This window comes from Streptomyces sp. NPDC048295 (genome assembly GCF_040652135.1).
Taxonomy (GTDB): Bacteria; Actinomycetota; Actinomycetes; order Streptomycetales; family Streptomycetaceae; genus Streptomyces.
Window position 1 is genome coordinate 68244 of the sequence record NZ_JBEZLL010000019.1, and the last position, 25956, is coordinate 94199.

Below are 25956 nucleotides of genomic sequence, written 5' to 3' on the forward strand. Positions count from 1 at the left end.
ACGCCCGGGCTGCGGGCTGCGGGCTGCGGGCTGCGGGCTGCGGGCTGCGGGCTGCGGGCTGCGGGCTGCGGGCTGCGGGCTGCGGGCTGCGGGCTGCGGGAGCCTTCCCGACGTTCCGAGTCTCGCACCGGGCACCGCCGCCCGCAGCCCGCGCCCGGGGCGCGGGCCGGTCAGCGCTTGACGCCCAGTGCGGGGAGCACGGTCTCCGCCACCCGGTACGCCTCCTCCAGCAACGGGTTGCCGGAGAGGATGAAGGTGTCGACGCCCAGGTCCTGGAACTCCCCGAGCCGCTCGACGACCTGGGCCGTGGAGCCGACGACCGCGGTGCCGGGGCCCGGACGGAACAGGCTCATGCCCGGCCACATGTTGGGGTGCTCCTCCAGCTCGCGGGCGTGCGCGGGGACCTTGCCGCCGTGCTGGCGGAACTGGCGCTGCCAGCCCACGCCGTCCTCCCCCGCCCGGTCGCCGAGCTGCCTGGCGTACGTCGCGTCGCTCGTCACGTCGAGGAGCCGGTCGGCCGCCGCCCATGCCTCGTCCTCCGCGTCGCGGACGATGAGGTGGAGGCGGAGCCCGATCCTGAGCGTGCGGCCGTACGCGGCGGCCCGTGCCCTGACCCTGTCCAGCTTCTCCTTGAGCAGGTGCGGGGGTTCGCCCCAGGTGAGGTAGACGTCGACGTGCTCGGCCGCCATCTCGATGCCGGGGTCGGACGAGCCGCCGAACCAGAGCGGGATGTGCGACTCCTGGACCGGCTTCAGCTCCCGGAAGGACGCGCCCGCGTTCTTCAGGTCGTAGAAGCGGCCCTTGTGGTCGAAGACCTCACCGGCGGTGAGCCGCTTCACGATCGACCAGTACTCGGCGCTCAGTTCGTACCGTTCGTCGTGCTCCACGTGGAGCCCGTACTCCTGGAGGGACTTCGTCGAGCCGTTGACGACGTTGAAGCGGAGCCGGCCGCCGAAGAGGCGGTCGAAACTGAGGGCCATCTTGGCGAGCAGGGTGGGCGAGATCAGACCGGGGTGGACGGCCAGCAGTGGCTTGAACCGGGTGCTGGTGGAGGCCGCCAGCGCGCTGCCGAGCGGCCAGACGTCGTACAGGTCGGTGGCGAGCAACGCACCGCTGTAGCCGAGGCGTTCGACCGTGCCTGCGAGCTCGGCCAGGTAGCCGAGGTCGACCGGCCGCCGCCCTTCGGGCTCCCAGGGGTAGGCGCCTTCGCGCGGGATGATGTACCAGAGGACTTCGGCCGCCATGTCTCACGCCGCCTTGTCCGCGCCGGAGCCGGCCAGGGCGTCGGCGACGGTGACCGGGCGGTCGATCAAGCCGGTGCGGTGGAAGATGTCGGCCGCTTCCTGCTGCTCGGCGATGAAGGCGTCGGTGACGGGCTCGATCCTCCAGGGCAGGGCGCGCAGCGCGGTCTCCCAGTCGTCGGCGGATCCGCCGAGGTCGGCGGCGGCGATCTCGGCCGCCCGGCGGGGGTTGGCCGCCGCCCAGTCGTCGGCGCGCCTCAGGGCGCGGGTGAGCGCCTCGATCACCTCGGGGCGGCTCTCGGCGAGGTCGCGGCGGGCGAAGAAGACGGAGCGGTCGGTGATGACGTCTCCGGTGCGCACCAGGGTGCGCAGGCCGCCGGTGCGGCGGGCCGCGGCGAGCTGGGCGCCCTGGGCCACCCAGGCGGCGATAGCTCCGGTGCGCAGCAGTTCCTCGCTGTCGTCGGTGCTGCGGACCGCGGTGATGTCCTCGGCGTAGGAGAGCCCGGCGTCGTCGAGTGCCTTGGCGATCAGATGGGTCTGCCAGGAGCCGATCGCGAGGTGGACGGTGGCGCCCTTGAGGTCGGCGACCGTGTGTACGGGGCTGTCCTCGGGGACGAGGAGCGCGCCGTGTTCGGGGCGCGGTGCCGAGACGGCGGTGTAGACGATGTCGTGGCCGGCTGCCTGGGCGGTGACCGGCGGGGTGGAGCCGGTGCCGCCGAAGTCGATGACGCCCCGGCTGAGGAGTTCGCCGGTGCGGACGCCGTTGGTGTACGGGTGGAAGACGACGCTCTCGCCGAGCGGGGCCAGCTCCTCCCGGGCGAGGCCGAGACGGGAGAGGTGGTACAGGTGGTAGAGCGACGGGTTGCTGCTGTGCACACCGATGGTGATGGTCATTCAGATCACTCCGACTTCGGTACGTTCGGGGGACTTTGCGGGGTGCGGGGTCGTCTCGACCCCGAGGTCGTCGAGGAGCCTGCGGCGCAGGGCTCCGAAGGCGGGATCGCCGGGGTCGCGCGGCCGGCCGACGGTGACCGGTTCGTCGGTGATCAGCCGGCCGTCGCGCAGGACGGCGACCCGGTCGGCGAGCCGTACGGCTTCGTCCACGTCATGGGTGACGAGGAGGACGGCGGGCCGGTGCTTGCGGCACAGCTCTCCCACCAGGTCCTGCATCCTGAGCCGGGTCAGGGCGTCGAGCGCGGCGAACGGCTCGTCGAGCAGCAGCAGTTCGGGTTCGCGGACCAGGGCGCGGGCCAGGGCGACGCGCTGGGCCTCGCCGCCGGAGAGGGTGGCGGGCCAGGCGTCGGCGTGCCGTTCGAGGCCGACTTCGGCCAGGGCCCGCAGTCCGTGTCCGGAGCGGCCGCGCGGCAGGGCGACCGTCACATTGGCGAGGACCTTCTTCGAGGGTACGAGGCGGGGTTCCTGGAAGACGACGGTGCGGGCCTCGGGGACGAGGACCTCCCCGGCGTCGGCCGCGTCGAGTGCGCCCAGGATGCGCAGCAGGGTCGTCTTGCCGCTTCCGCTCGCGCCGAGCAGGGCGACGAACTCGCCCCGTGCGATGTCGAGTCGGAGTCCGTCGAGGACGGCGCGGTCGCCGAACACACGCCGCAGTTCCCGTACCCGTACGGCCGGCCGGGGATCGCGTTCGGTCATCGGGTGGCTCCCTGTGGGGTGCGCCAGGGCATCAGCAGGCGTTCCAGCAGCCGTACGACGGCGTCGGCGGTGAGGCCCAGCAGTCCGTAGACGAGGATGCAGACGGCGAGGATGTCGGTGCGGGCGTAGCTCTGTGCCTGGGACATCAGATAGCCGATGCCGGCGGTGGCGTTGATCTCCTCGGCGGCGATCAGGGCGATGACGCTGAGGGTCATGGAGAGCCGCAGCCCGGCGAGCAGCGACGGCAGGGCTCCGGGCAGGACGACCTCGCGCACGAGGGCGAGCCGTCCCATGCCGAAGCTGCGCATGGCCTCGACGAGTTTGGGGTCGGTGTTGCGCACCCCGCTCGATGTGGACACGTACATCGGGAAGGTGGTGGCGACGGCGATGAGGAGGATCTTCGCGGTCTCGTTGATCCCGAACCAGACCATGAACAGGGGCACCAGGGAGAGGAACGGAATGGTGCGCAGGGTCTGGATGGAGGAGTCGAGGAGTTCGTCGCCGAGCCGGGTGAATCCGGTGGTGATGCCGAGGACCAGCCCGGCGGTGAGCCCGATGAGGAGGCCGAGTGCGGAGCGGGTCAGGGAGGTGGTCAGGGCGTCGGGAAGTTGTCCGTTGCCCCACAACTCGCCTACCGCACGCATCACTTCGGCGGGCGAGGCGAGGACGTCGGGGGTGAGGAGCCCGGTGGCGGACGCCGCCCACCACAGGACGAGAAGGGCGAGGGGGCCGAGTGTCCGGACGGTCGCGGAGTAGGTCCGGCTGCGGGCCCTGCGCCGCTGGGGGCGGGGCCGGACGAGGCCCGGACGGAGGTCGGTGTCGCTCATTTCAGCTTCTCGGCGTCGAGGAGGTGGGCGGCGACGTCGACCTTTTCCGTGGTGACCTTCTGCTCGGCGTAGAAGCCGGCGACGGCCTCGAAGCGCTCGATGTCCTCGGCGCCGATGGGGTCGACCGTACCGCCCTTGCGGGTGAACCCGGTCTGGACCTCCTTCGCCCTGCCGGTGACGGCGGTCGGCCCGACGTCCGTGAAGACGTTGAGGTACGCGGCCGGGTCCTGCTTCTCCTTGGCGCTGGCGTCGTGGAGGTACCGGTAGAGCGCCTTGACGATCTCGGGGTGCTGCTCGGCGAAGCCGGTGCGCACGGCGTTGAGGCTGTAGTTGTCGGAGCCGATCGCGGCGCCGTCGGCGACGAAGTGCGCCTTGCCGCTGCCGATCTCGGCCACGGCGTACGTCGCCCAGACGGCCCAGGCGTCGACCTTGCCCGCGTTGAAGACGGCGGCCGTCTGGTCGGGCCGCAGATAGACCCGCTCGACCTTGCCGGTGGGGATGCCCGCCTCGGCGAGGGCCTTCAGCAGCAGGTACTCGCCGGTGCCGCCCTGGTTGACGGCGACCTTCTTCCCGACCAGGTCCTTGACCGATGCGATGCCGGAGCCGTTCTTGACGAGGATGCCCTCGCCGGCCGTGTCCGGGGCGACCGCGGTGAAGAACTTGAAGCCGGGGCGCTGGGCGAGCGAGGTGATGCCGGAGGTGATGGAACCGGTGGCGATGTCGAGCTGGTCGGCGTTCATCGCCTGGGCGGCGGGGGCGAAGGGCCCCGCGCTGCCGGTCCAGCGCACCTTGGCACCGGCCTCGGCGAGCGCCTTGTCGAGGCTGCCGTCCTTCTTGCCGAGGGCGAGCACCCCGGAGTTGCCGGGGTCCGGGATGCGGATCTCGACCGTGCCGCCGGCACCGGATCCGCCGCCGGCGGCCTCGGACGAGCCGCAGGCGGTGAGGGCGATCAGGGCGGTGGCCGTGAGGAGCGCGGGGGCGGCGGCGGTGCGCAGTGGTCGGGGCAGCTTCATGGTGTCGGGGGTCCTCACAACTCAGGGGCGAAAGCGCGGTGGGCGGGGCGGGAGGCGGCCAGCGCGGTGGCGCGGCGCAGCGGTTCGGGGTCGGCCCAGGCCGTGATGTCGACGGGTTCAGGCAGGAATCCGTGGGCACGCAGCCCGGCCTCCTGCTCGGCGAGCAGGGCCAGGCGGTCCGGGGAGAGGTCGGGGTGGAGGGTGAGATGGGTGCCCGGCCGGTAGGCCCCGGCGACTCCGTCGGCGCCGGCGCCGGTCTCGGCACCGAGGATCCGGGCGACCTCGGCGGGCTGTCCGGTGGCCCAGTCGGCGGCCCTGAGCAGGACGGCGAGGAAGCGGTCGACGAGGCCGGGGTGGTCGTCGAGGAGCTGCTGGTGGACGGTGATGGGGCGCGGGGTGCCGTTGTTGATCCGGAACCGGCGGTCGGCCAGTTCATCGAGTTCGACGGCGACCTCCGCCCCTGCCCGCCGGGCGGCCTCGACGGCCAGCGCGCCCTTCACGTACACGGCGTCGACGTCACCGCGCCGCAGCGCCGCCAGTTCGGCGGCCCACTGGCCCGGGTGTCCGGCGGCGGGTACGTCGACGAGCGTGGCGTCGTCCGGCGCGAGTCCGGCGGCGGCGAGCGCGCCCTCGAAGCCGCGCAGCGCCATGGCCCGCCAGAAGTCGATGGCGATGTCGTGCACCGGAACGGCGAGCCGCAGCCCGCGCAGGGCCTCGCCGCCCCGGATTCCGGAACCGGGTCCGACGAGTACGGCCTGGCGTTCCTCGATCCAGGTGAGACCGATCAGCCGGGTCCGTTCCCCGCGCGAACGGGCCCACAGGGCCGGTACGTTGCCGCCTTCGCGGAACAGGCCCGGCAGGGCGTGGGTGAAGTGGGCGGACCGGTCGGCACCGGGCGCGGCGTCCTGGAGGGACCGCACCGTGATGCCGTCGGGGGCGAACTCTTCGGTGAGCCACCCGCGGTCGGCGGCGATGCCGGTCGCGGTGGGGACGGGACAGCGGGTGAACCAGAGCGTCCGGGGCGGGACGGCATGCGTCATGGGGGACTTCCCGAGGGGTCGGCGAAGCGGAGGGTGTCGTGGCGTGACGCGTACGCCGGGATGCGGACACCGGGTACGGCCGGGGCCCCTGCCGCGCCGGAGCGCGACGGGGCGGGGAAGGGAGACGAGGGGGAAGGGGGTCAGCGACAGGCGGCGCTGGAGACCCGTGCCAGGTCTATGTGACGGCGCAGCGTCAGGGCGAGCAGGACCGGAGCGGTGCGGGCGGTTGTCGCGGTTCGGCGGCCGGCCATGGCACTGCTCCCTTCTGCTCGTCGTTGCTGATGAGCTGCAGACTGCCACGCACCGAGGCCGTCCCACAACTCGCTTCCCATGATGTGGGATTCAGTGTGAACACAGTGTTTCACCACCCGGTTCTCCGGATCCTCAACTCCCGTAATGTGGCAACCGTATGCCCCCGCAGACCCTCACGAGCGGAGAGTGGACCGATATGACCGAGGCCGCGGCAGTGCGTTCCCCCGGTGGAGCGCAGGCGGTGCAGCGCGCCCTGGACGTCCTGCACTGTTTCCACGACAACGGCCCCGACGTCAGCGCCTCCGACCTCGCCCGCCGACTCGGGCTCTCCGTCTCCACGGCACACCGGCTGGCCCGCACCCTGCTCGGCGCGGGCTTCCTGGAGCAGGACGCCCGCACGTCCCGCTACCGGCTGGGCCCGGCCGTGACCGAGCTGGGCAGGCTCTCGTACCACCAGCGCGGTCTGCATCTGGCCGCCCCCGAACTCGCCGATCTCGCCGAGCGCACCGGCGCCACCGCCGACCTGGCGCTGCGCAGCGGCCCGCACGCGGTGATCGTCGCGGGCGGTTCGGTCACCCCGAAGGTGGGTCTGCGCAGGCCGCTGCACTCCACCGCGCTCGGCAAGGTCCTGCTGGCCTGGGCCCGGCCGGGTGAGGGCGGGCCCTCCTCGTTGCCCCCGCTGCCCGCCTTCACCGACCGTACGATCGTCGAACCGGCGGCTCTGGAGGATGAGTTGGCGAAGGTGCGCTCCGACACCTACGCGCTCAACGACGGGGAGTCGGCCCACGGGGTACGGACCCTGGCGGTGCCGGTCCTGGACGGCGCCGGTCATGCCCGCTTCGCCCTGGCGGTCCGGGCCACCCCGTCCGTGATCACCGACGCGCGCACCGACTGGTTCCTGGCGCAGGCCCGCTCCTGCGCACGGGCCCTGGAGGTCCTGCTGCTCTCCCCGGCCGAACGCCGGCCGCCCACGCCCTGAGCAGCCCGGACTGTCGGTGCCGCGTGGCACGATAGGGATCGCCCGGGCAGGTGCCGGGCAGGACGGCAGCCGGGCTGCGCGGACAGAGGGACGTACATGACACAGGCCGGAGCGGCGGAGGACGGGGCGCCCACGGGAAGAGCCGCCCGGGAGCTGCTGACGCGGGCCGGTCTGCTGCTGGAGACCGCGCGCACGGTGCTGGCCGATCACACCCGCGCCGTCGACGCCGTGCACACCGCGCTGAAGCCGCTGCTCGATTCCCTCGTCCGCCGGGAGCTCGCCGCCATCCCGGCCTCCAGGCTCAAGGACGTCACCGAGGGCAGACTGCGGCTCGGCGCGGTCGAGCAGGCCGGTTTCACCACCGTGGGCCAGGTCCACGAGGCCAATCGCTACGAGCTGCGGCAGATCCCCGGGGTCGGTGCGCAGACCGCCGATCAGGTGCTGGCCGCGGCCGGCCAGATCGCCCACGCGGTGCGGGACACGGTCGCGGTCCGGATAGACGTGGACGCCCCGGACGACGCCACGACCGCGCTGGTCGTCGCCCTGCACCGGGTGGTCGCCGCCGGTCCCGACGTCCGGCGGGCGGTGGACGCGGCGGGCCGGCTCGTCGGGCGCCTCGAACCGCTGCTGGCGGCCGCGGGGCCCGCGCGCGGCCGGCTGCGCATGCTGTTCACCGGGCGGGAGGCCCGCTCCCGGGCGCTGGAGGCCGTCGCCGAGGTGCGGACCGCGGTGACCGACGCGGAGGAGCGCGAGCTGCCGCTGCTGTTCGGGCAGGTCTCGGTGGATCTGCTGCGGGCACCGGAGTCGGACCTCGCGACATGGGTGGATTTCGAGCTGCGGTCCGCCGAGTACTACAGCCTGCTGGCCGAGATGTCCGGCACCGGCCCGGACCGGGACGCGGCGGAGGGGTTCCTTCCGTCCGGGATGGCGGACCGGGTGCGCGGTCTGCGGCTGGACGACGCCCATCTGCGTGTCTCGCTGCGCGGCTACCAGTCGTTCGGCGCGCGGTTCGCGCTCGCGCAGAAGCGGGTGATCATCGGTGATGAGATGGGGCTCGGCAAGACCGTCCAGGCCATCGCCGCGCTGGCACATCTCTCGGCGCGGGGCGAGACGCATTTCCTGGTGGTCTGCCCGGCGAGCGTGCTGATCAACTGGGCGCGCGAGATCCGCGCCCGCTCCACGCTGCGCACCCTGCCGGTGCACGGCCCCGAGCGGCAGTCGGCCTTCGGCGAATGGCATCGCGGCGGCGGGGTCGCCCTCACCACCTTCGACGCCCTGCACACACTGCCGGCCGCCGCGGACTGCGGCCTTCGGCCCGGCATGCTGGTGGTCGACGAGGCCCACTACGTCAAGAACCCCGCCACCCGCCGGTCCCAGGCCGTGTCCGGCTGGACGCAGCACACCGAACGGGTGCTGTTCCTGACCGGCACGCCCATGGAGAACCGCGTCGAGGAGTTCCGCAGCCTGGTCCGCCACCTCCAGCCGGAGCTGGCCCCCTCGATACACACCACCCATGGAGCCGCCGGCTCGCTCGCCTTCCGCAGAGCGGTCGCCCCCGCCTATCTGCGGCGCAACCAGGTGGACGTACTGACCGAACTCCCGGCGCTGGTACAGGTCGACGAGTGGGAGGAGTTCAGTCCGGGCGATCTCGACGCCTACCGCGAGGCGGTGGGCGCCGGGCACTTCATGCGGATGCGCCGGGCCGCGTACGCCCGGCCCGGCACGTCGGCGAAGCTGAACCGGCTGCGCGAGCTGGTGGCCGAGGCCGCGGACAACGGCCTGAAGGTCGTGGTGTTCTCCTACTTCCGCGAAGTGCTCCACACGGTCGTACAGGCCCTGGAATCACCCGTGTTCGGTCCGCTCTCGGGGAACCTCCCGGCCGCCCGCCGCCAGGGGCTGATCGACGACTTCGGCGCCGTGGACGGCCATGCCGTACTGCTGAGCCAGATCCAGGCGGGCGGCGTCGGACTGAACATGCAGACCGCGTCGGTCGTCATCATCTGCGAACCGCAGATCAAGCCGACGATGGAGCACCAGGCGGTGGCCCGCGTCCACCGGATGGGCCAGATACGGACCGTCCAGGTGCACCGGCTCCTCGCGGCCGACAGCGTAGACGAACGGATGCTCGACATCCTGGCCCGCAAGGAGCGGCTGTTCGACCTGTACGCACGGCGCAGCGACGTCGCCGAGACGACGCCGGACGCCGTGGATGTGTCGGACGGGGCTCTGGCCCGACGCATCGTCGAGGAGGAACAGCTGCGCCTCGCGACCGGAACGGCCTCGCCCGCCCAGGCGGACGGAACAGAGGGGGCATCCCGGGAGGTGGTGCCGGAGAGCTGACGCGGTCAGGGCCGACGGCCCGACGGCGTCGGCGGTTCGCGGATCAGCGGCGTCAGGATCCGTGTGCCGCCGGGTCGTGCGCGGCCGTGCCCTTCGGCGCGCTTCCGGAGGCTGTCTTGTCCGGCGCCGGCTTGTCAGGCGTCGGCTTGTCGTGGGCCGCCATGTCGTGCGGCTCGTACCCCGGCACCGTGCCGTCCGGCTTGGCGACCAGCAGCAGTCCGGCCATCCCCATGTCGGAGTGACTCTGCACATGGCAGTGGTACATCCAGGCGCCCGCGCCCACGTGTTCGCCCGCGATGACCTGGAAGCCGAAGGAGTCCGCCGGGCCGACGATCTTCGTGTCGATGACCCGGCTCGTGTCGTCGGGACCGGTGAGCAGGCCGGTCCGGTTGTCCGCCCAGCGATGACCGTGGATGTGGAACGTGTGGTAGTAATCGCCGTGCGTGATCATGACCACTTCGAGCCGGTCCCCCACCGTGGCCTCGAAGTTCGGGCTCTCGTGGGCCGGCTTGTTGTTGATCGTCATGTCGTTGAAGACGATCGTGATCGTCTTGTCCGGCAGGATGTCGCCCTGGCGCCGGACGATCAGCGGACCGTAGAGCCCCTTGCGGATGCCGCCGGTGCCGTGATCCGTGCCGACGACATGGTCGTGGTAGTGCCAGTAACCCGCGCTCCCCGGCTGCCAGGTGCCGTCCTTGCGCCGGCCGGGTGCGTGGGTGCGCCAGGTGTACGTACGGGTCCCGCCCGGTTCGACGATGCTCTTGTTCATCCGGGTGCCGTCGCTCGCGATGTCGTAGTCGACACCGTGCGCATGGAGGCTGACCGGCACATCGGCCGCGTTCTCGAACTCGATGTGCAGGGTGTCGCCCTCGTTGATCTCGATGAGCGGCCCCGGCACCGAGGCCTTGCCCTTCTCCAGCCCGTACCCCATCCGGCCGTCCGCCAGCTTCTCGGCGTACAGCTTGAGATGGCGGACCACACCGCCCGCCGGGGCGGTGGCCCGTGCGGGCTCCGCCGAGCTGGCCTCGATCGAACCCAGGGACAACGATGTCAGGCCTGCTGCGGCCGCCACCCCGCCGCCGACCAGCATCCGCCGGTTGAAGCTCCTTCTGTCCATACCGAACTCCCCACTGCACAAAGGAATTTGGAGCGCCGACTCGCCCCGGACGGCCCACACCGTAGCCGGAGGATCGCAGTTTATCCACAGCCAGGACAAAGTTCGTGGAATTGACGCCATAGCTATTGGCGGGCCGCGAAAAGAGGTCTAGTTTCATCCGCTGTTGCAGTGACCAAAGAGGGGTGGGTGACCACATGCAGCGCACACCACATCACAGGTCCAGATCGCGACGCGGACTCGCGGCGGGCCTCGCGGCCGGCGCACTGACCGCTTCCCTGCTCGGCGCAGGCACAGCCGCGGCCAGGCCCTATCCGGAACCGCCCGGCTCCCTGGCGACAACGTTGTCCCTGCCGTCGCCGCCGGGCGGCGCCGACGTCAAGGTGCTGGTGTTCCACGCCTCGGCGACCGAGGAGTCCCCGACGGTCGACGCCGGGATCGCGGCGATCGAGAGGATCGGGCTCACCGGGCCGGAGGCCGGCCGGTTCACGACCGTTGCCACCGACGACGCCGCGGTCTTCACCAACGGCAAGAAGCTCGGCAAGTTCAACGCCGTGGTCTTCCTGACCGGCGGCGGCGACGTCCTCGACCCGGAGCAGGAGGCCGGTCTGGAGGCGTACATGGAGGCCGGCGGCGGCTTCCTCGGCATCCATGACGCCGCGCGCACCGAACCGTACTCGGACTGGTTCACCGGCCTGGTCGGTGCCCGCCCGGCGGCGGGCAGCCCGGCCTCCGTACAGCGTGCGACGGTCGAGGTCGGCGACCGGCAGCATCCGGCGACCAAGAACCTCCCGCTGGAGTGGAAGCGCCCCGACAAGTGGCTGAACTGGACGAAGAACCCGTCCGGTGACGTGCACACCGTGGCGCGTGTCCGCGAGATCACCTACAAGCCGGGCGCGAGTGCCAACGGCTGGGACCACCCGGTCTCCTGGTGCCGCGACTACGACGGCGGCCGGTCCTTCTACACGGCGATGGGCGGGACGGTCGACAGCTTCGCGGAGACCGACTTCCGCGACCACCTGCGCGGCGCGCTGGACTGGACGACCCGGATCTCGCAGGCCGACTGCAAGGCCACGATCGACGCCAACTACAAGGCCGAGCGGGTCACCCAGCCCAACCAGCCGGGACGGAACGACCAGATCGGCGAGCCGCACGGCCTGGTCACCGCCCCCGACGGACGCGTGCTGTACATCGGGCGCGGCGGCGCCGACAGCAGCAGGCCGGTCGTCACCGACTGGAACGACCCGGACATCGGCAAGGGCCTGGGGCAGATCCATGTCTACGACCCGAAGACCAAGAAGGTCACCCTCGCCGGTGAGCTGACGATCTTCGGCAACAAGGGCGGCGGCGACGAGCTGGTCAAGGTCGAGGAGGGGCTGCTCGGCATCGAGCTGGACCCGGACTTCGAGAAGAACGGCTGGGTGTATCTGCACTACACCCCGCACTCGAAGCTGGACCGTGACAAGCAGATGGCGGTGCGCCAGGTCTCGCGCTTCACCATGGACCTGTCCACGAACAAGCTGGATCTCTCCTCGGAGAAGGTACTGCTGCACTGGCCCGTCCAGGTCCACAGCTGCTGCCACGCGGGCGGCGGGATGGCCTGGGACTCCAAGGGCAATCTGTACATCGCGACCGGTGACAACAACTCCTCCGGCTTCAGCGACGGTTACTCCGGGAACAACCCGCAGCCGAACTACAAGGGTGTCTCGTTCGCCGACGCCCGCCGCACCGCGGGCAACACGAACAACCTCAACGGGAAGATCCTGCGGATCCACCCGGAGGACGACGGCACCTACACACTGCCCGAGGGCAACCTCTTCACCGGCAAGGAGCCCGACGAGGGCGGCGGCAGGACGCGCGGCGAGATCTATGTGATGGGTGTGCGCAACCCGGCCCGGATCTCCATCGACAAGTCGACCGACACGCTGTACGCGGGCTGGGTCGGCCCCGACGCGGGCTCGCCCTCCACCACCTGGGGCCCCGCCAAGTACGACACGTTCGCCGCGATCACGAAGGCGGGCAACCACGGCTGGCCTTACTGCATGGGCAACAAGCAGCCCTACCGTGACCGCAATCTGCCCGACCCCGCCAAGCCGCTCGGCTGGTACGACTGCGACCACCCGAAGAACGAGTCGCCGAACAACGACGGCCTGGTGAACCTGCCGCCCATCACCTCCAACACCATCTGGTACTCGCCGCAGGGCGGTGGCGTGGACTACCCGCGCGACGCGAACGGCATCCCCAGCTACAAGGTCGAGGACCAGAAGCAGCTGCTGCCGTGGCTCAAGGGCGGCGGCCAGGCCACGATGAACGGCCCGGTCTACCGGTACGACGCGGCGAGCACCAGTGCCGACAAGTGGCCCTCGTACTGGGACGGCAAGTGGTTCGTCGGTGACTTCTACGACGACACCCAGCCCCGGCACGCCGTGCTCACCGACCCGAGGACGGTCGGCAAGGGCGGGCTGCCCACGCACGCCGAGTCCCTGCGGAAGATCATCCCGGTCGGGGCGGACGGCATTCGCAACCTGATGGACTGGAAGTTCGCCCCGGACGGTTCGCTGTACGTCCTGGACTACGGGCGCGGCTTCTTCACCTCCGACTCCAAGTCCGCGCTGTGGCACGTGACGTACAAGGGCGGCGGTCCGACCCCGGCCGCCGGTGATCTGGCCAGGAAGGCGGCAGTGCGGTGAGACACCGTCCGTTCCTCTCACGAAAGCGGTACCGTCCGGCCCGGTTGTGGCTCGCGCTGCTGGGTTCGTTCCTGATGGTGCTGGGGCTGACCTCGACGGCCGCGTACGGGCGTACGGCGGCTCCCGCCGGTGCGGCGGCCGAGCAGGTCCTCACCTGGACCGCGGGCGACCCCATCGACCACTATCTGTCCGCCCCGAAGACCGCGGTGGCCGGCAAGGCGACCATCGTCTTCGAGAACAGTGCGGCGACCGGCAACACCACGGGGATGCCGCACACCCTCACCTTCAGCGTCTCGGACCCGGAGTTCAACAACGACGTCACGCTGAACATCCTGGCCAACCCGGCCGACGACCAGGGCGGCAGGCACACCGCCGAGGTCACGCTCACCCCCGGCCGGTACTTCTACCACTGCACCATGCCGGGGCACGAGGCGATGCAGGGCATCCTCACCGTGACCGAGGACGGCGGCGGCGAGGACACCACGGCACCCGGGACCTCGGCGAAGGTGGACGGTGACAAGAACGCCGACGGCGCGTACGTCGGTCAGGCGACGGTCACCGTCTCGGCGACCGACGACGGCTCAGGCGTCGACACCGTGGAGTACGCGGTCGGGGCGGACGGCGCCTGGCAGCCGTACACCGCACCGGTCGTGGTGAACGAGGTCGGCACGCACACGATCCGCTACCGGGCCACCGACAAGGCGGGCAACACGGCGGCCGAGAAATCGGTCGACTTCGCGGTCGCCGCACCGCCCACCGACGACACGACACCGCCGGAGACCTCGGCGACCGTGTCCGGCGAGAAGGACGACCAGGGGCGGTACCTGGGGATGGCCACGGTCACCGTGACCGCCTCCGACACCGGCTCCGGCGTCAACACCATCGAGTACGCGCTCGGGGCGGACGGCGCCTGGCAGCCGTACACCGCACCGGTGATGGTGCACGAGACCGGCACCCATCTGGTCCGCTACCGAGCCACGGACAGGGCGGGCAACGCGGCGGCCGGGAAGTCGGTCGACTTCACCGTCGTCGCACCGCCGACGCAGGACAGGACCCCGCCGGAGACCTCCGCGAAGGTGGCGGGCGACAAGAACTCCGACAACGCCTACATCACCAGTGCCAAGGTAACCATCACCGCGACCGACGCCGAGTCGGGCGTGGACAGGATCGAGTACTCGCTCGACGGCGGCCCGTACCTCGCGTACACCACCACCGTCATCGTCGACCGCGTCGGCTATCACACCGTGGCCCACCGGGCGACGGACAAGGCCGGCAACACCTCCGTCGCCAAGCAGGTGTCGTTCACCGTCGCGGAGAGCGGGGGCGTACCGGCGCCGAACTGTCCGGAGTTCGACGAGCGGCTCACCGTCATCGTCGGCACGGTCGACACCGGGGTCCCCAACCGCATCACGGGCAACCGCTGCACGATCAACGAGCTGATCGAGGACGAGAAGGACTGGTCGTCGCACGCGCTGTTCCTCAAGCACGTCGACGGTGTCCTCGACAAGCTGCTCGCCGCCGGTGTGATCGACACCCGTGAGCACAAGAAGATCTACCGGGCGGCCAAGCAGTCGGGGATCGGCATGCCGGGCCAGGACGAGGGCTACAAGAAGCTCTTCGACGGCACGGCGGCGTCCTTCGCCAAGTGGCAGCAGGTCGGCGGCGGAAAGTTCGGGCTGAACGAGGACGGAACCCTCACCAGCTCCACCGCGGTGGACGGCATGGGCATGCTCTGGTTCCCGGGCCGGCAGTACGGCGACTTCTCGCTCAAGCTCCAGTGGCGCGACGACGCCCCGGGCGCGGGCAACGCCAACAGCGGGGTGTTCGTCCGCTTCCCGAACGTCCACGACAATCCGGAGGAGTCGCGTCCGGAGTGGGTCGCCATCAAGTACGGCCACGAGGTGCAGATCCTCGACCGGCCGGACGGCGACATGTACAAGACCGGCTCGGTCTACGGCTTCGACCGGATCGGTCTGGCCGGCGCCGGGGTCACCCCCAAGGGCACCTGGAACGACTACGAGATCCGGGTGGTGGACCAGCACTACTCGGTCTACCGCAACGGTGTCCTGCTGAACGAGTTCGACAACAACGGCGGCCAGGCCTTCGAGCCGCCGCGCGGCGACGACCCGGGCACCGACGGCCGGCGGTACGCCTCCGGCTACATCGGACTCCAGGTCCACAGCGCCACGGACGTGGTCTCGTACCGCGACATCCGTATCAAGGAGCTGTAGCCCGGACCCGGATCAGGTGGCCGTGGCCGCGTGCTGAGGCACGTGGTCACGGCCTCCGGGGTGCCGGTGGCGCCACACCCAGAACACCGTGCACGAGACCAGTGCCCAGCCGGCAAGGACCAGGTACGGGAAGACCCGCTGGTGTCCCTGGTAGTAGACGGCGGCGTGCTGGGCGTTGACCGAGGCGCCCGGGGGGAGCCAGCGGCCGATGAAGCCGAGCACCGACGGCAGCAGCGGCCAGGACACCGCACCGCCGGAGGACGGGTTTCCGAGCATCACCATCAGCCCCCAGGTGGGGATCATCGCCCAGCGCCCGATCAGGGCGTTGAACATGGTGAAGACCATGCCCGTGGTGAACATGGTGAAGGCGAGGATCAACCACGACTGGACGAACGGCAGGTCGACGGAGCCGAGCAGCCAGTCCACCACGGCGGCGATGGAGAACCCGCCGAGCAGGGCGTAGGCGACGGTGAACCCGACCCGTTCCAGGGGCTCCAGGGCCTTGGCGTGCACACTCAGCTGGATCGCGCCGATGAACCCGACGATCACCGCGGCGAGCGAGATGTAGAAGAGAGCGAGACCACGCGGGTCGCCCGGCTGCAGGGGCTTCACGTCCGTGACCTTCACCGGCACATGGGCCGCTTCTCCCAGCTTCAGCGTGGACTCGGCGAGCAACTGGGCGACCGAGGCTCCGGAAGCGCTCGCGACGTCCAGGCCGACCCCGCCGTTCTCGGACCGCAGGACGGCGAAGACCTTCTGCTCCTCCAGCGCGAGGCGGGCTTCGGCCTCGGTGGCGTACTCGTGCAGCACCAGCGAGGTGTCGAGTGCGCCCTCCAGCCGGTCGAGAAAGACCTTGTCGCGCGGGGTGTCGAGCTCGCCGACCACAGCGGCCGGGATATTGCGCGGGGTCGGGTTGGCCATCGCGTACGTGTAGGAGCCCGCGAAGAGACCGGCCGCGGCCGCGATGATGAACAGAAGCACGACGGCGGGCAGATACGGCGACGCCTTGAACTCCGACCATCGGTCACCGCGGGCCGGGGGCCGGGCATGTTCCCCGTGCGGTGCGGCGGGCTCCGGGCCGGGCGCGCTCACTCCTCGGCGTCCTGGTCGTGCCGGGCGCGGCTCGGCTGGACCCGTTTCGGTTCGCCGGGCATCTTCGGGTACTCCGGCGGGTACGGCATGTCGCCGAGGCCGCGTTCCCGCTCGTCCCGGTCCGCCAGCTCCAGGAGCGAGTCGATCCGGAAGGCGTGGTCGTCCATGTCCGCGTGCACATCGCCCACGTCGGCGTAGCGCTTCGGCATGGTCCTGATGTCGAAGTCGCCCGGTTCGGCGTCGTCGATCTCCTCCCAGCGCAGCGGGGCCGAGACCGGGGCGTGCGGGCGGGGGCGTACGGAGTAGGCGGAGGCGATGGTGCGGTCGCGGGCGGTCTGGTTGAAGTCGACGAAGATCCGCTCGCCGCGCTCCTCCTTCCACCAGGCCGTGGTGACCCGGTCCGGCATGCGGCGTTCCAGTTCGCGTCCGGCGGCGATGGCGGCGCGTCTGACCTCGGTGAACGTCCACTCCGGGGCGATCGGGACGAAGACGTGGATGCCCCGGCCGCCGGAGGTCTTGGGCCAGCCGCGCAGCCCGTGGCCGTCGAGCACGGACCGCAGCTCGTGGGCGGCGCGCACCGCGTCGGCGTAGTCGGTGCCGGGCTGCGGGTCGAGGTCGATGCGCAGTTCGTCGGGGTGGTCGGTGTCGGTGCTGCGGACGGGCCAGGGGTGGAAGGTGAGGGTGCCGAGGTTGGCCGCCCAGATGACGGCGGCGAGCCCGGTGGGGCAGATCTCGTCGGCGGGCCGGCCGCTCGGGAAGGCGATCCGTGCCGTGGGGATCCAGTCGGGGAGGTTCTTCGGGGCGCGCTTCTGGTAGAAGAACTCGCCCTCGACACCGTCCACGAAGCGCTGGAGGGTGGTGGGCCGGTCGCGCAGGGCGCGGGTGATGCCGGGGCCGACGGCCAGGAAGTACTCGGCCACGTCCCGCTTGGTGTAGCCCTTCTCCGGGAAGTAGATCTTGTCCGGACTGGAGAGCCGTACGGCCCGTCCGCCGGCTTCGAGCTCCACTGCTTTCACCGCTGCACCCATGACGGTCACGGTAGGCCGGGCTCACATATGCCGCATATCGGGAGACTTGCGTCCGGTCGTGGGTCAGAATCGGGCCATGGACCTGCCGGTGATGCCTCCCGTGAAGCCGATGCTCGCCAAGTCCGTGTCCAGGATCCCGCCCGGTATGCAGTACGAGGCCAAATGGGACGGCTTCCGCGCGATCGTGCACCGGGACGGCGAGGAGGTGGTGATCGGCAGCCGCACCGGCAAGCCGCTCACCCGCTACTTCCCCGAGCTGGTCATCGCGGTCCGGGAGAATCTGCCGCCGCGCTGTGTGATCGACGGCGAGATCGTGATCGCGTACGACGGGCGGCTGGACTTCGACCGGCTCAGCGAGCGCATCCATCCCGCGGATTCCCGGGTGCGGCTGCTCGCCGAGCGGACCCCGGCCAGCCTGATCGCCTTCGACATCCTGGCCGTGGGCGACGACTCGCTGCTCTCCGCCCGGCAGGCGGACCGCCGCGCCGTGCTGGAGGCGGCGCTCTCCGGAGCGTCGGCCCCCGTCCATCTCGCCCCGGCGACCACGGACCCGGCCCTCGCCCAGGAGTGGTTCGAGCGGTACGAGGGCGCGGGGCTCGACGGTGTGGTGGCCAAGCCGCTCGACCTGCCGTACCGCCCCGACACCCGGGTGATGTACAAGATCAAGCACGAGCGGACCGCCGACTGCGTGGTCGCGGGGTACCGCTTGCACAGGAGCGGCCCGGTCGTCGGCTCGCTGCTGCTCGGCCTGTACGACTCCGGGGGCGTGCTCCAGCACGTCGGGGTCTGTGCGGCGTTCTCGATGCGGCGCCGCGCGGAGCTGGTCGCGGAACTGGAGCCACTGCGCGTCGGCTTCGCCGGTCACCCGTGGGCGGCCTGGGCCGATGCCGAGGCGCACGAGCACGCCCGGCTGCCCGGGACGCAGAGCCGCTGGTCGGGGAAGAAGGACCAGTCGTGGGTGGCGCTGCGCCCGGAGCGGGTCTGCGAGGTGGCGTACGACCACATGGAGGGCGACCGGTTCCGGCACACCGCCCGGTTCCGCCGGTGGCGGCCGGACCGCACCCCGGCCGGCTGCACCTACGCGCAGCTGGAGGAGGTGGTGCGGTACGACCTGGCCCAGGTGCTGTCAGCCGGCGGACGGTGAGCCCGACGGCGTGGCGCAGGGGTCCTCGCTCGTCGTCGGGTCGGGTTCCGGGGACTCGGTGGTTCCGGCGGTCTCGGTCGGGTCCGGTGACGGTGAGCCCGTCGGGCAGCCGGGGCCCGGCTCCGAGGTGCCGGGGTCGGGGCTCGTACCGGGGTCCGGGGAGGCCGGTCCGGTGTCGGTCGGATCGGGTGAGGCGGTGCCCGGGCCGGTGGGGTCCGGGGAGGTGGTGGGGTCCGGGGAGCCGGTCGGCGATCCGGAGGGCTTCGGTGGGGCGGACGTCGAGGGCTGGTGCGAGCCGCCGGGCTGCGGGCCCACGACGATGCCGCCGTCCGGGGCGCCGGGACCGCCGACCGGATGCTTCGGCTTGTTGGGGCCGCCCGCGCCGGGGCTCTTCGGGACGGTGCCCTTGCCGTCGGCCACCGGGTGGATGCCCTTGCGGTAGAACTCCAGCCAGGACAGCACGGTGCGCAGATAGGTGTCCGAGTGGTTGTAGCTGAGGATCGCCCGGTCCAGATCGGCCTTCACCGACAGATCGCGCGGCCCGGCGCAGAGGTAGTGCCCGGCGGCGAGTGCGGCGTCGAAGATGTTGTTCGGGTCGCGGCGCCCGTCGCCGTTCCCGTCCTGCCCCCAGTGGGCCCAGGTCGAGGGGATGAACTGCATCGGGCCGACCGCCCGGTCGTAGGTCCGGTCGCCGTCGTACACGCCGTCGTCGGTGTCCGGGATGTTGGCGAAGCCCGCACCGTTGAGGAGCGGTCCGAGGATCGGGGTGAGGGTCGTGCCGTGGGCGTCCACCCGTCCCCCGCCCGCCTGGCCGGACTCGACCTTGCCGATCGCCGCGAGCAGCTGCCACGGCAGGCGGCATCCGGGGTCGGTCTTCCCCAGTGCGCTCTCCGCCTTGCGGTAGGCGGCGAGCACCGTGGCCGGGATGCCCGCCTCGGCCCACGACCGGGCGGCGGCCGGGGTCTGTTTCGTACCGGCCTTGGGCGGCTTCGGGGACTGCAGCGGCGGGAGTTCGGTGTGGTACGAGTCGTCGTTGGGCACGTGCGACCACTTCACCTCGTCGGTCTCCTGACGCTTCTCCGGCGTCGTTCCGTGAGCGACGAGTCCCGGTGCCTGGGACGCGGTGAGCGCGGCCATCGCGGCGACCGCGGCCGCCGTGCCGCTGAGTCCGCGGCGCATGGTGCCGTTGAACCTCATGCGTGCTCCCCTCCCCCGGGTCACCGGGTGAACGTATCGATGGCGGAGATTCGCCAGGTGTCGCCGCGTCGGACGGCGTCCACGGCGAACATGGCCGCCGCGTAGGTCGTCTCGTCCGACTTCCCGGTACGGGTGTTGCTCTGGTCGGCGAAGATCAGCAGCCTGGCCCGGTCCCCGTCCAGGAGCTCCACACCGCTGTCGGTGACGGTCGTGGTCAGCACCAGCTTCTGCTTCTGTCCCTGGGCCCGGACCTGGGCGAGCATGTCCTTGTGCTGCTGCACCGCCCTGCCGACCAGATGGGTTCTGGCCGCGTCCTCGGAATTGCCGGGCGATGCGTAGTTGTACGAGAAGACCGCGCCCACGGCGTCGGCGATCTGGCCCTTCACCTCACTGGTCCGTGCGATGTCGGTGAGTGCGGTGTTCTGCCGGGACGGGTCGTCGCCCAGGCTCCCGGCCGAGGTGAACGCCCAGGCGGCGAAGGCCCCGAGGAGAACGGTGAGGGCACAGAGAACGGCCGGCAGCCGGACGCGGAGACGGGACGGGCGCTCGCCGCGCGGTGCCTTCTCCTCCTGGTCCCGGGCCGGACCGGCGCCGTCCGTGGCCTCGTCGTCGGTGGTGGTGTCCTCCGCCGCGGCGGTACGTGTCGGCTCGTCCGGGGATGTGTCCGTGGTCGCGGGCCGCCGTGCGGGGGCGGTCGCGGTGGGGCGCTCCGCGGCGACGGTGGCCAGCCGGCGCCGGCGGTTGACGAGGTGACGGGTCGTCGACATGTCCGGGGGTCCTCTCGGTGGCGGGGTGGGAGTCGGTGGCGTCAGAGGCTGTCGGGTGGCCTGGGACCGGAGAGCGGAGTGGCCGTCCGGCCGGAGGTCACCCGGCGGCCTCTCAGCCGGCCGTGTTGCCGACGGGTGCCTGGCCGAGGGCGCTGAGCTTCCACCCCTCGGAGGTACGGGTGAGCTTGCCGAGCATCCGGCTCTCCTTCACCGCGGGCTTTCCCTTCGGCGCGGTCACGGTGACCCGCAGCGCCACCATGACTCCGGCCTTGCCGGCCCGGTCGTCGAGTTCGGTCACCGCCCCGGACAGGATCTGGGCCGTGCTGACCGTCTTCGCCTGCTCGATCTGCTTCACGAACGCCGAGCGTCCGTCCACCAGTTGCTGGTGCAGGTCGCCGGTGGTGGAGTCCTCCCAGGTGTCGAGGCCCTTCTCCAGCTTCCGGTGGTCGAGCGTGTTCATGTTCTGCACGGCCTGCTCGCCCGCGGCCAGCGCCTCGTCGCGGGACTGCGCGTACTGCGCCGACTCGTCGTGCGCGGCGTCGTACCACGACACTCCGCCCCAGGCCGCCGCGCCGGCCGCCGCGACCGCCAGTACGACCGCCACCGCCGTCAGCGGGTTCCCCGTCTTCCGTACCCGTGCCATTGCTGTCTCTCCCCTGCCGGCCGATCCGTACCGAGTTGCGCGTGTGGGTGCTGTCATCTGGAGGCGATCTCGACCACGGTCCAGCGGCCGTCCCGCAGTTGGGCGGTGACGGAGAGCTGGGCCGCCGCCGTGGTGGCCGGCCTGCCCTCCCGCTCGTAGACCTGGTCGAGGAAGACCAGCAGGTGGGCGCTGTCGTCCGTCAGCCGGGTCACTCCGGCGCGCACGACATGGGTGGTCAGCGTCAGCTTCTGGTCCGCGGCCTGCTTCTCGACCTGGCCGAACAGGGCCGCGTACTGCTGGAGCGCCTTGCCGGCCAGGAGTTGCTTCGCCGACTCCTTGGTGACGGCGGTGGCCTGCGGGCTGTAGGAGAAGACCTTGCCGAGTGCGTTGCTGACATCGCCCGCGACCCGGGTGGTCGCCTCGCTGTCGGTCAGCGCGCGGTTCGAGGTGGCGGGGGTGTCGCGCAGCGCCCTGCCCTCGGCGAAGAGCACGCCGCCGGTCGCGAGCAGTGCGACGGCCAGGACGGCTGCCACGACGAGCGGCCACCGCCGGGCGGGCCCGGCCGCGTCCTGCCGGTCCTCCTCGGCGGCCGCACCGGCTTCCTCGGCCTCCTCGGCTTCCCGTGTCTCCGTGTCCGTGCCGGTGTCCGTACTCACGACCGCTGTCCCTCCCCGCTCCTTCATTCGCCGCTCCCGACCGGAATCGCCGTGAGCGCCTTGACCTTCCAGCCGTCCGGGGTGCGGGCCAGCGTGGCCTCGAAGCGCTTGCGTTCGGTGCCGGCCTTTCCGGAGCGCGGGGTGACCTCCACGTCGACGGTCGCGATCATCCCGGCCGTTCCGGTCCGCTCGTCGAGCGCGGTGAGCGCCGCGTCGGTGACCTTGCCGCGTGCGGTGGCACCGGACTTGGTCAGTTCCCTCGCGTCCTTGCTCCGGGTGCGTCCCAGCTGGTCGTGGAGCGGCCCGGTGGAGGAGTCGAGCCAGGCGCCGAGGCCGCTGTCGACGCTTCCGGCGTCCTTGGCGTCGAGGGTGTTCAGCAGGGAGAGGCGGTGCTTGCCGTCGGCCAGCGCGGCATCGCGGCTCTTGGCGTAGGCGAGGCTCTCGTCGCCGCGCGCCCGGGCGTACGACCAGCCGCCGAGGGCGCAGACCAGCACGGCGGCGAGCAGCACCGCCCAGCCGGTCACGGTCTTCGTACGGGCCGTCATCGGCCGCCCTCCTGTCCGAGTCCCAGCAGGCCGGCCATGCCGTCGCCGTCCGACGGGCTCCGGCCGGTGACTCCGAGCGCGCCCGGGAGCCGGTCCGTGTCGTCGCTCAGCAGCATCGAGCCGGGCTTGGCGGGCTCGGGCACGGCGCCGCCCTTCGGCGCGTTGGCGCTGCCGCGCACGTTGATGCCGGTGCCGGGTGAAGAGGTGCAGCGCGCCTTGGTGTTGACGGGCGGTCCGGCCGAGGTGTCCAGACCGGTGCGGTAGACGGTGCCGCCGTATCCGGCGGTGCAGGGCAGCGGTTCGAAGAAGGTCACCGACATCCCGAACCGGGCGCCGTTCTCGTCGATCGCGCTGGCTCCGGCGGCCGCCACCGCGGGCAGTTTCACCAGGAGTTCCTCCATGCCGCGCTGCCTGGTGACGGCGACCTCGGAGGTGGTGAGGAGGTTGGCGACGACGACGCCGAAGCTCGGGTCGAGGTCCCTCAGCAGCCCGCTGATCTGTCCGGTCGCGTCGGGGGCGACCGCGATCATTTTGCGCAGATCGGTGTCGGAGCTCTTGAGCTGTGCGGCCAGTTCCCTGGCGCCGGAGGCGAAGCCCTTGAGTGCCTCGCCCTGTTCGGCCTGGGTGCGCAGCACGGTCCGGCCGTCGATCATGAGCCGGGTGTTGACCGGCAGCGCGTCGTCCGCCGCCCGGACGAAATCGCTCCCGGTGTCCAGCAGCACCTGGAGGTCGTCGCCGCGTCCCTCGAACGCGGTGCCGAACTCGTCGACGACCGTGCGCAGGGATTCCGGATCGACCGAGCTCGCGAGGTCGTTGACGCTGGTGAGGACATCGGTGACGGGGGCGGGGACGGTGGTGTCGGCCTGGTCGATGACGGAGCCGTTCGCCAGGTACGGGCCCCCGGTGCGGGTGGGCCGCAGATCCACGTACTGCTCGCCGACCGAGGAGAGGCTGGCGACGACGGCCTTGAGGCCGTCCGGGATCTTCGGGGCGTCCTTCTCGATGCGCAGTTCGGCCTCGACTCCGTCGTCGGTGAGCTCGATCGGCCCGACCCGGCCCACCGAGACCCCCCGGTAGGTGACGTTGGAGTGGGTGTACAGCCCGCCGGTGCGCGGGAGCTGGACCTTGACGGTGTAGTAGCTGCGCAGGCCGATGTAGTGGCCGAGGTCGGCGTACCGGACGCCGAGGAAGCCGAGCACGAGGACCGCGATGACCAGGAAGGCGATGTTCTTGAGCCGGATGGCGAGGGTGATCATCGGCTGCTCCCGTCCGTGCCCGCCGTCGGGACCGCGGGAAGGGGCAGCGGCAGTTCCCGGCCGGCTGCGCTGCTCCCGGCCTTCGGGGGAACCGCCGGGACGAGCGACGGGATGATCTGCGTGCCGGGCATGGCCGTCACATCCAGGTAGACGTTGAGGTAGTCGCCCTTCACCCCACGCAGCACCTCGTCGGTGAACGGGTAGGTGAGCAGCACCTGGAGGGAGTCGGGCAGGTCGCGGCCGGAGTCGGCGAGCGCCTTGAGGCTGGGAGCGAGGGCCTTGAGGTCGGCGATCATGTCGGCCTTGCTCTTGTTGACCGTGTCGACGGCGACGGCGGAGAGGGTGTCGAGCGAACGCAGCATGGTGAGGAGCGAGCCGCGCTGTTTCTCCAGGACCTTCAGGCCGGGGCTGAGTCCGGTGAGGACCGTCCCGACGTCCTGTTTGCGGGTGGCCAGGGTGGCGGAGAGCCGGTTCACCCCGTCGAGGGCGTCGGTGATGTCCTTCTTGTGGCCGTCCAGGTTCGTGACGAGGGTGTTGACGCGGCCGAGCATGGAGCGCATCTGGGGTTCACGTCCGGCGAGCGCCTTGTTGAGCTCGGTGGTGATGGTCTTGAGCTGGTTGACGCCGCCGCCGTTGAGGAGCATCGACAGGGCACCGAAGACCTCTTCGACCTCGGGGTTCCGGTTGGTGCGGGAGAGCGGGATGCGGTCCCCGTCGGCGAGCCTGCCCTGGGCGGCGCCGCGCGCGGGCGCGGCGAGCTGGATGTACTTCTCGCCGAGGAGGCTGGACTGTTCCAGGTGGGCGTAGGCGTTGGCGGGCAGTTCTACCTTGCCGTTGACGCGCATGGTGACCTTGGCGTTCCAGCTGCCCGAGCCGAGGGAGACCTTGGTGACACGGCCGACGGCGACGTCGTTGACCTTCACCGACGCCTGCGGGGCGAGGCTGAGAACGTCCGCGAACTCCGCGGTGACCTCGTACGGGTGGTCGCCGAGGTCGGCGCCGCCGGGCAGCGGGACCTGGTCGATCCCGGTGAACGACGGCAGGCCGGAGACGGTGACGACGAGGGCCAGGCCGACGCCCACGGCCAGCACCGCGGCGACGCCGGTCGTGCGGGCTCCGGGTCTGCGCAGCACTCGGCTCATCGGTTCGCCCCCTTCTTTTCCGTGGCGGTCTTCGCCGGGGTGCCGTAGACGGTGCCGACCGCCGGGAGCGGCAGGGTCGGCAGCGCCTTGCGGCGTGCGCCGTCCACCGGGGTGAGGCCGGCGAGTCCGGTGGATTCGGTGAGCGGTCCGCCCATGGAGAGCTCGTTGAGGTTGGTACGGCCGTTGAGCGTGCGGTTCACCGGGTCGTAGGCGTTGACGACGTTGCCCGCGGCGAGCGGCAGCGTGTCCAGTGACTCGGCGAGCGAGGCCCGCTGGTCGACCAGGGTCTGGGTGAGCGGCACCAGGGCGTCCACGTTCGCCTTGAGGGCACCGCGGTTCTTCTGGATGAAGCCCTTGACCTGTCCCAGTGCGGTGCCCAGTTCCTTCAGCGCGGCACCGAGGTTCTCCTTGTCGTCGGCGAGGAACCCGGTGACCGAGTTGAGCTGCTGTTCGGCGGCGCGGACGTTGCCGTCGTTGTCCTTCAGCATGGTGGTGAAGGTCTGCAGGTAGGACAGCGTGTCGAAGAGGTTGCCGCTGCTCTTGTCGAGGGTCTTGGTGGCCTTGCCGAACTGCTCGATGGAGTCACCGATGGCCTTGCCGTTGCCGTCGAGGTTCTTGGCCCCGGTGTCGAGGAGGGCGGAGAGGGCTCCGTCGGCGTTGGCTCCGTCCGGGCCGAGGGCCTTGGAGAGCTCCGTGATGGAGTCGTACAGCTGGTCCACCTCGACGGGTGTGGCGTTGTTCGCGGCCGGCAGTACGGCGTCGTCCGCGATCTGCGGCCCGCCGTCGTAGGCGGGGGCGAGCTGGATGTAGCGGTCGGCGACGAGGCTGGGGGCGACGACCACGGCGTGCACCCCCTTGGGGACCTTGACGCCCTTGTCGACCCGCAGGGTGACCGCGACCTCCTTGCCCCGGGGGGTGACCGATTCGACCCGGCCGACCCTGACGCCGAGGATCCGCAGGTCCGACCCGGCGTACACACCGGTGGCCTGGTCGAAGTAGGCGGTGATGGTCGTCGTTCCCTCGTCGTCCATGGCCAGCACGCCGGTGGTGGCCGCGACGGCCACCACGGCGAGTCCGGCGCCGATGCCGACGATGCGCTTCATTCTCAT

General features: G+C 71.3%; 23 protein-coding genes. 5 read left to right on the top strand and 18 right to left on the bottom strand.

Annotated elements, in window-relative coordinates:
- Nucleotides 1-170: 170 nt before the first annotated feature.
- The 7 genes from AB0D53_RS26250 to AB0D53_RS26280 all read right to left on the bottom strand — a co-directional run bounded on the left by AB0D53_RS26250 (nucleotide 171) and on the right by AB0D53_RS26280 (nucleotide 6022).
- A complete protein-coding gene (locus AB0D53_RS26250; RefSeq protein WP_362450754.1) occupies nucleotides 171-1244 on the bottom strand; it encodes an LLM class flavin-dependent oxidoreductase in 1074 nt (357 codons plus the stop codon).
- Between the two features lie 3 nt (nucleotides 1245-1247).
- Nucleotides 1248-2135 carry an ABC transporter substrate-binding protein gene (locus AB0D53_RS26255; RefSeq protein WP_362450757.1) on the bottom strand — a complete coding sequence of 296 codons (888 nt, stop codon included), beginning with the start codon at nucleotides 2133-2135 and terminating at the stop codon, nucleotides 1248-1250.
- Entirely contained in the window at nucleotides 2136-2891 is a 756-nt protein-coding gene (locus AB0D53_RS26260) for an ABC transporter ATP-binding protein (protein ID WP_362450759.1), read from the bottom strand.
- Nucleotides 2888-3718 (bottom strand): ABC transporter permease, encoded by an 831-nt coding sequence (locus tag AB0D53_RS26265; RefSeq protein ID WP_362450762.1) that lies wholly within the window; start codon nucleotides 3716-3718, stop codon nucleotides 2888-2890. The genes AB0D53_RS26260 and AB0D53_RS26265 overlap by 4 nt, the downstream gene beginning before the upstream one ends.
- Nucleotides 3715-4731: an NrtA/SsuA/CpmA family ABC transporter substrate-binding protein gene (locus AB0D53_RS26270; protein ID WP_362450764.1), complete on the bottom strand. Its 1017-nt coding sequence runs from the start codon at nucleotides 4729-4731 to the stop codon at nucleotides 3715-3717. The genes AB0D53_RS26265 and AB0D53_RS26270 overlap by 4 nt, the downstream gene beginning before the upstream one ends.
- Nucleotides 4732-4745: 14 nt before the next feature.
- Complete coding sequence (locus tag AB0D53_RS26275; RefSeq protein ID WP_362450766.1) at nucleotides 4746-5771, bottom strand: ABC transporter substrate-binding protein; 1026 nt, start codon at nucleotides 5769-5771, stop codon at nucleotides 4746-4748.
- A gap of 140 nt (nucleotides 5772-5911) precedes the next feature.
- Nucleotides 5912-6022: a putative leader peptide gene (locus AB0D53_RS26280; RefSeq protein WP_362450768.1), complete on the bottom strand. Its 111-nt coding sequence runs from the start codon at nucleotides 6020-6022 to the stop codon at nucleotides 5912-5914.
- A gap of 197 nt (nucleotides 6023-6219) precedes the next feature.
- Between AB0D53_RS26280 and AB0D53_RS26285 the strand changes: the two genes are divergently transcribed.
- Both AB0D53_RS26285 and AB0D53_RS26290 read left to right on the top strand, forming a co-directional pair.
- Nucleotides 6220-7002: an IclR family transcriptional regulator gene (locus tag AB0D53_RS26285; RefSeq protein WP_362450967.1), complete on the top strand. Its 783-nt coding sequence runs from the start codon at nucleotides 6220-6222 to the stop codon at nucleotides 7000-7002.
- 96 nt (nucleotides 7003-7098) lie between these two features.
- A complete protein-coding gene (locus tag AB0D53_RS26290) occupies nucleotides 7099-9342 on the top strand; it encodes a DEAD/DEAH box helicase (RefSeq protein WP_362450770.1) in 2244 nt (747 codons plus the stop codon).
- A 52-nt stretch (nucleotides 9343-9394) separates the two neighbouring features.
- Here AB0D53_RS26290 and AB0D53_RS26295 read toward each other — a convergent pair whose 3' ends face one another.
- Complete coding sequence (locus tag AB0D53_RS26295) at nucleotides 9395-10459, bottom strand: multicopper oxidase domain-containing protein (RefSeq protein WP_362450772.1); 1065 nt, start codon at nucleotides 10457-10459, stop codon at nucleotides 9395-9397.
- A gap of 194 nt (nucleotides 10460-10653) precedes the next feature.
- Between AB0D53_RS26295 and AB0D53_RS26300 the strand changes: the two genes are divergently transcribed.
- Together AB0D53_RS26300 and AB0D53_RS26305 are read left to right on the top strand one after the other, a co-directional pair.
- Nucleotides 10654-13146 (top strand): ThuA domain-containing protein, encoded by a 2493-nt coding sequence (locus tag AB0D53_RS26300; protein ID WP_362450774.1) that lies wholly within the window; start codon nucleotides 10654-10656, stop codon nucleotides 13144-13146.
- Complete coding sequence (locus AB0D53_RS26305; RefSeq protein ID WP_362450776.1) at nucleotides 13143-15377, top strand: family 16 glycoside hydrolase; 2235 nt, start codon at nucleotides 13143-13145, stop codon at nucleotides 15375-15377. The genes AB0D53_RS26300 and AB0D53_RS26305 overlap by 4 nt, the downstream gene beginning before the upstream one ends.
- A gap of 12 nt (nucleotides 15378-15389) precedes the next feature.
- Here AB0D53_RS26305 and AB0D53_RS26310 read toward each other — a convergent pair whose 3' ends face one another.
- A complete protein-coding gene (locus AB0D53_RS26310; RefSeq protein ID WP_362450778.1) occupies nucleotides 15390-16469 on the bottom strand; it encodes an ABC transporter permease in 1080 nt (359 codons plus the stop codon).
- Entirely contained in the window at nucleotides 16466-17497 is a 1032-nt protein-coding gene (gene ligD, locus AB0D53_RS26315; protein WP_362450781.1) for a non-homologous end-joining DNA ligase, read from the bottom strand. The genes AB0D53_RS26310 and ligD overlap by 4 nt, the downstream gene beginning before the upstream one ends.
- A 76-nt stretch (nucleotides 17498-17573) precedes the next feature.
- Between ligD and AB0D53_RS26320 the strand changes: the two genes are divergently transcribed.
- A complete protein-coding gene (locus tag AB0D53_RS26320) occupies nucleotides 17574-18641 on the top strand; it encodes an ATP-dependent DNA ligase (protein WP_362450783.1) in 1068 nt (355 codons plus the stop codon).
- On the opposite strand, the gene AB0D53_RS26325 is transcribed toward AB0D53_RS26320, so the two are convergent.
- The 8 genes from AB0D53_RS26325 to AB0D53_RS26360 all read right to left on the bottom strand — a co-directional run bounded on the left by AB0D53_RS26325 (nucleotide 18624) and on the right by AB0D53_RS26360 (nucleotide 25956).
- Complete coding sequence (locus AB0D53_RS26325) at nucleotides 18624-19838, bottom strand: lytic murein transglycosylase (protein WP_362450785.1); 1215 nt, start codon at nucleotides 19836-19838, stop codon at nucleotides 18624-18626. The genes AB0D53_RS26320 and AB0D53_RS26325 overlap by 18 nt on opposite strands.
- A gap of 20 nt (nucleotides 19839-19858) precedes the next feature.
- Nucleotides 19859-20605: a hypothetical protein gene (locus AB0D53_RS26330; protein WP_362450787.1), complete on the bottom strand. Its 747-nt coding sequence runs from the start codon at nucleotides 20603-20605 to the stop codon at nucleotides 19859-19861.
- 112 nt (nucleotides 20606-20717) lie between these two features.
- A complete protein-coding gene (locus tag AB0D53_RS26335; protein WP_362450789.1) occupies nucleotides 20718-21248 on the bottom strand; it encodes a hypothetical protein in 531 nt (176 codons plus the stop codon).
- A gap of 53 nt (nucleotides 21249-21301) precedes the next feature.
- On the bottom strand, nucleotides 21302-21931 hold the full coding sequence (locus tag AB0D53_RS26340; protein WP_362450792.1) for a hypothetical protein: 630 nt from the start codon (nucleotides 21929-21931) through the stop codon (nucleotides 21302-21304).
- The gene (locus tag AB0D53_RS26345) at nucleotides 21928-22449 is read right to left on the bottom strand and encodes a hypothetical protein (protein WP_362450794.1); all 522 of its coding nucleotides are present in this window, start codon (nucleotides 22447-22449) and stop codon (nucleotides 21928-21930) included. Before AB0D53_RS26345 ends, AB0D53_RS26340 begins: the two co-directional genes overlap by 4 nt.
- Nucleotides 22446-23705 (bottom strand): MlaD family protein, encoded by a 1260-nt coding sequence (locus AB0D53_RS26350; RefSeq protein ID WP_362450796.1) that lies wholly within the window; start codon nucleotides 23703-23705, stop codon nucleotides 22446-22448. The genes AB0D53_RS26345 and AB0D53_RS26350 overlap by 4 nt, the downstream gene beginning before the upstream one ends.
- Complete coding sequence (locus AB0D53_RS26355) at nucleotides 23702-24847, bottom strand: MCE family protein (RefSeq protein ID WP_362450798.1); 1146 nt, start codon at nucleotides 24845-24847, stop codon at nucleotides 23702-23704. The genes AB0D53_RS26350 and AB0D53_RS26355 overlap by 4 nt, the downstream gene beginning before the upstream one ends.
- Nucleotides 24844-25956, bottom strand: coding sequence for an MCE family protein (locus AB0D53_RS26360; protein WP_362450800.1), 1113 nt, complete (start codon nucleotides 25954-25956; stop codon nucleotides 24844-24846). The genes AB0D53_RS26355 and AB0D53_RS26360 overlap by 4 nt, the downstream gene beginning before the upstream one ends.